Annotated in this window: 3 protein-coding genes; 1 reads left to right on the plus strand and 2 read right to left on the minus strand. The window is 68.8% G+C overall.

All coding sequences use genetic code 11. From position 1 onward, the window contains the following. Window positions 1–43: 43 nt before the first annotated feature. Both ACFYWM_RS09305 and ACFYWM_RS09310 read right to left on the minus strand, forming a co-directional pair. Window positions 44–3,388: a PQQ-dependent sugar dehydrogenase gene (locus tag ACFYWM_RS09305; protein WP_389911093.1), complete on the minus strand. Its 3,345-nt coding sequence runs from the start codon at window positions 3,386–3,388 to the stop codon at window positions 44–46. A 199-nt stretch (window positions 3,389–3,587) separates the two neighbouring features. Further along, complete coding sequence (locus tag ACFYWM_RS09310; RefSeq protein WP_389911097.1) at window positions 3,588–4,787, minus strand: sugar phosphate isomerase/epimerase family protein; 1,200 nt, start codon at window positions 4,785–4,787, stop codon at window positions 3,588–3,590. 993 nt (window positions 4,788–5,780) lie between these two features. Between ACFYWM_RS09310 and ACFYWM_RS09315 the strand changes: the two genes are divergently transcribed. Continuing rightward, the gene (locus ACFYWM_RS09315; protein WP_389911100.1) at window positions 5,781–6,956 is read left to right on the plus strand and encodes a serine hydrolase domain-containing protein; all 1,176 of its coding nucleotides are present in this window, start codon (window positions 5,781–5,783) and stop codon (window positions 6,954–6,956) included. Window positions 6,957–7,066 lie beyond the last annotated feature (110 nt).

Genomic DNA, 7,066 nt, shown 5'->3' on the forward strand with positions numbered 1-7,066 from the left:
GTCAGCGCGTCGCCGTCAACGTGGCGGCATCAGCGCGTCGGCGTCATTCGGCGGCCGGAGCGCTGTACTGCGCGATCAGGGCGTTGGCGTCACGCAGGAGCGTGGCCTTCACCTCCGGGTTGGAGACGATCTTCGGGTCGTTGACCGCTTCGACGAAGCGTTCGAGCTTCTTGACGATCTTCTTCTTGTCGCGCTCGCGTCCCTTGTCCTCGGACACCAAGACCTTGGAGATCTTGTCCTTGAGCTTCGCGGCGCCGGAGGCCGACAGCTTCCCGGCCGCCTCGAAGAGGCCGATGAGCCTCTCCACGTCGGCGACGGAGGTCGTGACCTCGAACGCGACGGTCTGCTTCGTGACGTGACCCGCCTTGTCCTTCGCGGTGACGGTCAGCGTGTTCGCGCCGAGCGCCAGCTTGTACAGGGCGAGCGGCTCGCCGGTGGCCACCTGCAGGTCGCCGATGGCCGCCGTCACGCTCGCCACCCCCGACGTCGCGTCGGCCGCGGAGAAGACCGGCGTGATGGACGCGGAGTCACCGTACTTGCCGGGCTCCACCCCGCTCACGGTCAGGACCGGGGCGGCCTTGTCGATCTTCACCGTGACGGTGCCGACCGGCGAGACGTTGCCCGCGCTGTCGGTCGCCCGGTAGCTCACGGTGGCCGTCCCGTCGGCGGTCAGGGTGACCGGGTTGTTGGCGTTCGACCACGTCGTGCCGCCGTTGAGCGAGTACTGCCTGCTCGACACAGTGCCGTTGTCGGTCGCGGTGACCGTCAGCGTGACGTTGCCGGTGTACCAGCCGTTCTCCCCGCCCGGCGCGGCCGGGGCGAGCGTGGCCGACACGGTCGGAGGCGTCTCGTCGGAGACCCCGTCGCCCTGGAAGGTGAACCCGTCGACCTCCACGCCGCCGGTCGAGGTGACGTAGAGCTTGCCGCTGCCCGTCGGGGCGCCGGCGAGCGAGGTGTCCACGGTCTGCCAGCCGGAACCGGCGGGCACGGTGACGGTGGCGAACGGCTCCGCCGTCTCCGAGCCCCAGCGCAGGGACAGCGTTCCCGCACCGGAGGCGCGGGTCTTCACGCCGGTGACGCCGGCGAAGTTCACCGGGTCGTACGCGATCCAGTCGCCGGCGTCGAACGAGGTGATCTTCGCCAGGCCGGACGCGCTCTCGTCCTCCACCTTGGTGACGCCGCTGTTCGCGTCCGAGTGCTCGGCCTGCAGTTCCTTGGGGTTGAGGATGAGCGTGGCGTCGCCGAGCGCCCCGGGGATGTCACCGGCGCCGTTGTCCCGGTAGCTCACGACGACGACGCCGAAGATGTTCTCGGTCTCGCCGTGCTCGGGAGCGTCGGCCGGGGTCGGCCAGGCGCCCGAGCATCCCGAACCGAGGGTCTCGGGGTGCGCGTGCGTGTCGTGGCCGAGGCCGAAGGTCCACTGCACCCGGCTGCACACCGGGTTGTTGCCGTCCTCCTTGTCGGAGACCCCGATCCGGAACGGCACCGCGTCGCCCCAGTTGAAGAAGGAACCGTTGCCCGGGGTCTGGATGGTCACCTCGGGCGCGGTGTTGCCCACGGTGATCTCGGTCGAGGTGAGCCCGAACTTGCCCTGCGCGTCGGTCACGCGGAGCCTGGCGGAGTACTGGCCGAGCGCCGGGTAGGTGTGCGAGGCCGTCACGCCGGTGGCGTCGAAGGTCCCGTTGCCGTCGAAGTCCCACTCGTAGGTCAGCGCGCCCGGCTCGGCGTCGGTGGAGGTCTCCGCGCTGAAGGCGACGGTCAGCGGCGCGGCGCTGCCCGACACCGGCTTGGCGACGATCTTCGCCTGCGGCGTCTTGTTGCCCTCGGCGTAGTCGATGCGGTACAGGCCCGCGTCGGGGTTGGCGCGGAAGAAGCCGTCACCGTAGTCGAGCACGTACAGCGACCCGTCGGGGCCGAACTCGATGTCCATCGGGCTGTCGGTGATCGGCATCACCGCCGTGTTCAGCGCGTCGTTGGGCAGGAAGTGCTCAAGCTTGGTCACCGGCCCGTCCGACCCGGTCACGGTGAACGCCGCGAGGTAGTCCTGGGAGAACTCGCCGTAGAAGAACTTCTTGTCCCAGTACGCCGGGAACTTCGTCGGCGACGGGTTCGCCGCGTCGTAGTTGTAGACGGGACCGCCCATCGGCCCCTGGCCGCCCGCCGGCTCGAAGTCGGTGAGCCCGGCCCACTCCGCGGGCTGGTGGGTGTTGTTGTCACCGTAGTAGAGGTCCGCGGGGGTGGCGGCCGGCAGCTTGTCGATGCCGGTGTTCCAGCGGGAGGTGTTCGTCGGACCACCCGCGCAGTCGAACCACGCGCGCGGCGTCGAGGTCGCGAAGTTCCAGTCGTTGTAGTTGAAGTTGTTGCCGGTGCAGTAGGGCCAGCCGCTGTTCATCGGCTTGTCGAGGGGGGTGACGTTCCACTCGACGTAGCCCAGGGGCCCGCGGGCGGGGTCGGCCGCGCCGGCGTCGGGGCCGTAGTCGCCCCAGGAGAGCGTTCCGGTCGCGTCGTCGACGTCGATCCGGAAGGCGTTCCGCACGCCCGTCACGAAGATCTCAGGGCGTGTCTTGGCCGTTCCCGGCGCGAACAGGTTGCCGGCCGGGACGGTGTAGGTGCCGTCCTCCTTCACCGTGATCCGCAGGATCTTGCCGCGCAGGTCGTTGCTGTTGCCGGCGCCGCGCCGCGCGTCGAGGCCGGGGTTCATCCCGGGGGCGTCGTTGTTGGGCGCCATGCCGTTGGCTCCGGGCGTGCCCGCGGGGGTGTTGTCACCGGTGACGAGGTAGAGGTTGCCGGCGGCGTCCCAGTCCACGTCGCCCGCGACGTGGCAGCACTGCCCGCGCTGCGCCTCGACCTTGATGATGACCTGCTCGGTGGAGAGGTCCAGCGCGTCACCGGTCCACTTGAACCGCGACAGCTGGTTGTAGCCCTTCCACTGGTTCCAGTACGACTCGTCCGCCCCCGCGGGCAGCGAGTTGGGCGCCGAACCGGTGGGGGTCGTCTCCGGGTACGGCGCCGTCATCGTCCTGGGCGCGTAGTAGACGTAGACCCACTTGTTCTCGGCGAACTTCGGGTCGATCGCGATCGTCTGGAGACCGTCCTCGGAGTTCGCGTAGACGGGGATCGTGTTGATGACCTTGGTGACGCCGGTGGCGCCGTCGGTCAGGCGGATGTCGCCGTTACGAGCGGTGTGCAGGACCCTCTTGTCGGGCAGCACCGCCAGGTCGATCGGCTCGCCGACGTTCTTGGTCAGCGTGATCTTCTCGTAGTTCGACCAGTCCGTGGGCGCGTCCAGGACGTTGGCCTGGGCCTGTACGGGGGCGGTGCCGGGCACCACCAGGGGCAACAACAGGGCGGCCAGTGCTCCACCGAGCATGGCGCGGGTACGTTTCAACTTCCTGAGCCTCTTCTTCAGGGGGGTGTCAGGACAGGACGGGCCCCCACGCGTGCCGCGTCAACGGCTTCGATCACGTGGCGGTCCGCCGGACCCGTCTCCGGGTTTTTCGAGGTGCTCTGCGGGTGCTCTCCGGGGTGCTCTCCGAAGAGCACCCCGAAGGAGTTCTGTGAGGTTCGCCCTGTCGTCCGCCGCGCTCTCAGCGGCGGCGGCGCAGGGCGGCCAGGTTCTTGTGACTGAGGTCGGCGTACTGGAGCGAGCGGCCCGGCTCCTCGGCCCCTCCGGGCGCGTTGTCCTGTTCGTACATGGGGTGGTGGCGCCTCTCGACGTCCAGCTTGGAGAAGAAGGCGCGGTAGTCGATGTCACCGGTACCGAACGGCACCATGTCGTAGCCGTTGCCGGTGGCGGTGTCGGCCTTCCCGTCCTTGGCGTGGAACAGCGGGAACCGCTTCTCGTTCCGCCGTACGAGCTTCAGGGGGTCGAAGACGTCGGTCCGGGTGGAGCCGTTGCGCGCGGTGTAGGTGCGGAACCTGTACTGCGCCACGTGCGCCCAGAAGATGTCCATCTCCAGGTAGACGTGCCTGCGGTCGGTGATGTCGAGGAAGTACTCCAGCTTGCGGACACCCGACGAGCGGGTGGGCCGGCCGAGCTCGTCGAGCGGGCCCGTGTCGAGGAGGAAGCCGTACGCCGCGTCGTGGTTGTGCGTGTACAGCTTGAGACCGGCGGCCGAGGCGATCGAGCCGAGACCGTTCCACTTCTGGGCCGCGAGGTCCCAGTCCGCCTTGTAGGCGCTGCTGGTCGGGTCGCCGCCGGTGCCCACGTGTTCCATGCCGAGGATGCCGGCGATCTCCAGGGTCCGCTTGAAGCGGTCGAGGTCGGCCTCGGTGAGCGGCCACGAGCCGGGGATGAAGCCGTGGTTGCCCTGGGCCTTGAGCCCGTTGTCGTCGAGCCAGCGGCGCAGCAGCCTGGCCCCCTCGACGGTCTCCAGGTCGGCCCCGCCCTCGGCGTTCGCGTGCTGGCGGTAGCCGGCGAACTCCACCTGCCTGTAGCCGATCCGCGAGAGCTCCTCGAAGACGCGCCGGAAGCCGGCCGGCAGGCTCGGGTTCGCCGCCGGGTCGCGGGAGATCACGTCACGAACGGTGTAGAGGATGATGCCCCGCCTGGCCTCGGGCACGAGGGCGTCGCGGTCACCGTGACCGTGCCCCTGACCGTGCCCCTGACCGCGCTCCTGGTCACCACCGGGAGAGGCGTACGCGGCCGACGCGAGCGGGCCCACCGCCGAGACGGCGGCCACCGCGGTGACCCCCGTCGTGGCCGCGAGGAACTGGCGGCGGTTCAGCCCGAGCCTGCGGCGCAGCGCGCCCGCCACCTCGTCGATCTCTTCTTCGTGTGCGCTCATCGTTCCTACCTTCGTGTGGGTGGACGGAGTCCCGCGATCCCCGGCGCCTCAACCGGATGACCGCCGATCCCCTTCCGCCGCAGGCCGGCGGCCCCGCCCGGCGGCTCCCCTCTCCGAGGAGATCCGCCCGCGAACGCCACCCACCGACTCACCAAGCCCTCTTGATGTTGTGCAGAGAACTTGGCGTGGAAGTTACGCGTCTTCTGACGCTTTTGGAAGAACTTTTGCCATGATCACTTAAACTTTCTATGATCAACGACCAAAGTCACCCCGGCCCGCGACCCCGCTTACCGGCCCCCGGCCGACCCTCCAGCAGAGGATCTTGCCTGATGAGCCGGGGTGGCCACCCTTCAGGGCGCCACAACAAACTTGGTTTGTAACGATATGAGCAGATGCCACCGCCAGACGGCCCTCCCTACGCCCCGCGGCCAGCCGGACCTGCGAGCTCACCGAGGGGCGGGTGAGCCATCCACGCCACGAACCGTCACGGAGCATATTCAGCCGGTACTTTGGTTGAGAAGGACGAGACTTTCGCTCATAATCGACAGAAGGAGCAGGGGGTGCGCGCCGGATGCGACAGATCGGGTGCGACACGTCAGGTGCGACATCGGGCGACACACCCGACAGCCGCCTGGTGATACCTCGGAGCAGCACATCGGAATGGCGCATCAGGAGGGCACATCGGGGGTCGCACATCGGGTGCCACACATCAGGACAGCACGCCGGAACAGCACATCGGAGTTGCACGAGGCCGCCGAGCATCTCGCCGACCGGCGACGCCGGAAGCGGCCGCCGCCGGACCTCCATCCGAGAACCGGGCCTCCATCAGGCGGGCTTTCCCATTCGCCACACTGCTTGTAGCGTCTTGACGTACTTCCCGCCCGAAGGCGGAGGCTTCCGCGTCCGGTTCGGGTCTGGTTCGGGTTCGGTTCGCGTCTGAGGAGAAGTGATGAGCCCGGCGAGGAGCGTAGGGAACGAGAAGGGAAACGCCGGATGCGCGCGACCGGACTCGGGACCGTCTCGCTGGTGATCGCGCTGACCGCCTGTTCCCCCGCTCCCGGCGCCGCCCCGCCCACCTCTCCCCCGCGAACGAGCCCCGTGCCCGCGTCCCCCTCCTTCCCCCTTTCTTCTCCTGCTGAACGGCCGCCTCCCCCGGCGTCGCCGGACCCGGCCGGTTCGGCCTCCACCCTCCAGATGATCGCGGACGATCTGGTGGCGGCGGCCGGATCCCCGGGAGCGGTCGTGCACGTCCGCGACAACGGAAGGGTCCAGGAGGCCGCCTCCGGATTCGCCGACCCGGCGACGCGCACCCCGATGCGGGTCGACCATCGCTTCCGGATCGCGAGCATCACCAAGACGTTCACCGCGACGATCACACTCCAGCTGGTACGCGAGCGACGGCTGGCCCTTCACGACACGCTCGGCAAGCTGCTTCCCGGTGTCCTTCCCGGCGCCGACCGGGTGACCGTGGAACAACTGCTCAACCACACCAGTGGAATACCGGACTATCTCACCGACTCCCGCTTCATGGACGCCATCGTCGACGACGGCATGCACACGCGCGACTGGCCACCGCGGGAACTCCTCGGCTACGGCGGCAGACCGGGAAAAAGCGGATTGAACCGCTATTCCAACGGCAACTTCATCCTTCTCGGCCTCATCATCGAGAAGGTCACCGGCCAGAGTTACGCCGAGGCGCTCCGCAAGCGCGTCACCGGACCCCTGAAGCTGCGCGACACCGAACTGCCGCGGGATCTACAACCCGCCGGGCTCGCCCCGGGAAGACAGGGCGACGGTCCCGGAGCGACGATCGTGAACTCCTCGATCTTCTGGTCCGCGGGCGGGCTGGTATCGACCGCGCGGGACGTGGGCACCTTCTACGAGGCGCTGTTCGGCGGGAAGCGGGCCGTGTCCGGCAACGAACCCTCCAGGGGGGCGACACCGAAACGACTGCTGGAGGGAACCGCCCTGAAACGCGCGGGCGGCCTGGGCGTCTTCGCCGACAGGCTGCCGTGCGGCATCCGGGTGTGGAACCACTCCGGGATGATCTACGGGTACTCGGGAATCGCCATGAGCAGCGAGGACGGCCGGCGCCAGGTGGTGGTGCAGCTCAACTCCCCGGCAGCGGGGCAGGCGATCACAACGGCGGGAAGGCTCATGTGCCGGTGACCCACCGTGCTGTCAGAAAAGGGCCCGTGAAAGCACGAAGGCCCCCACCAACGGTGAGGGCCCTACGTGAAACGATTGTCCGGCGGTGACCTACTCTCCCACACCGTCCC

It is taken from the genome of Streptosporangium sp. NPDC002721 (assembly GCF_042888905.1).
Lineage (GTDB): Bacteria > Actinomycetota > Actinomycetes > Streptosporangiales > Streptosporangiaceae > Streptosporangium.

Excerpts from the sequence above, each read along its gene's own strand:
- ACFYWM_RS09310 (WP_389911097.1), bottom strand. The coding sequence starts at position 4,787 with ATGAGCGCACACGAAGAAGAGATCGACGAGGTGGCGGGCGCGCTGCGC.
- ACFYWM_RS09315 (WP_389911100.1), top strand. The coding sequence starts at position 5,781 with ATGCGCGCGACCGGACTCGGGACCGTCTCGCTGGTGATCGCGCTGACC.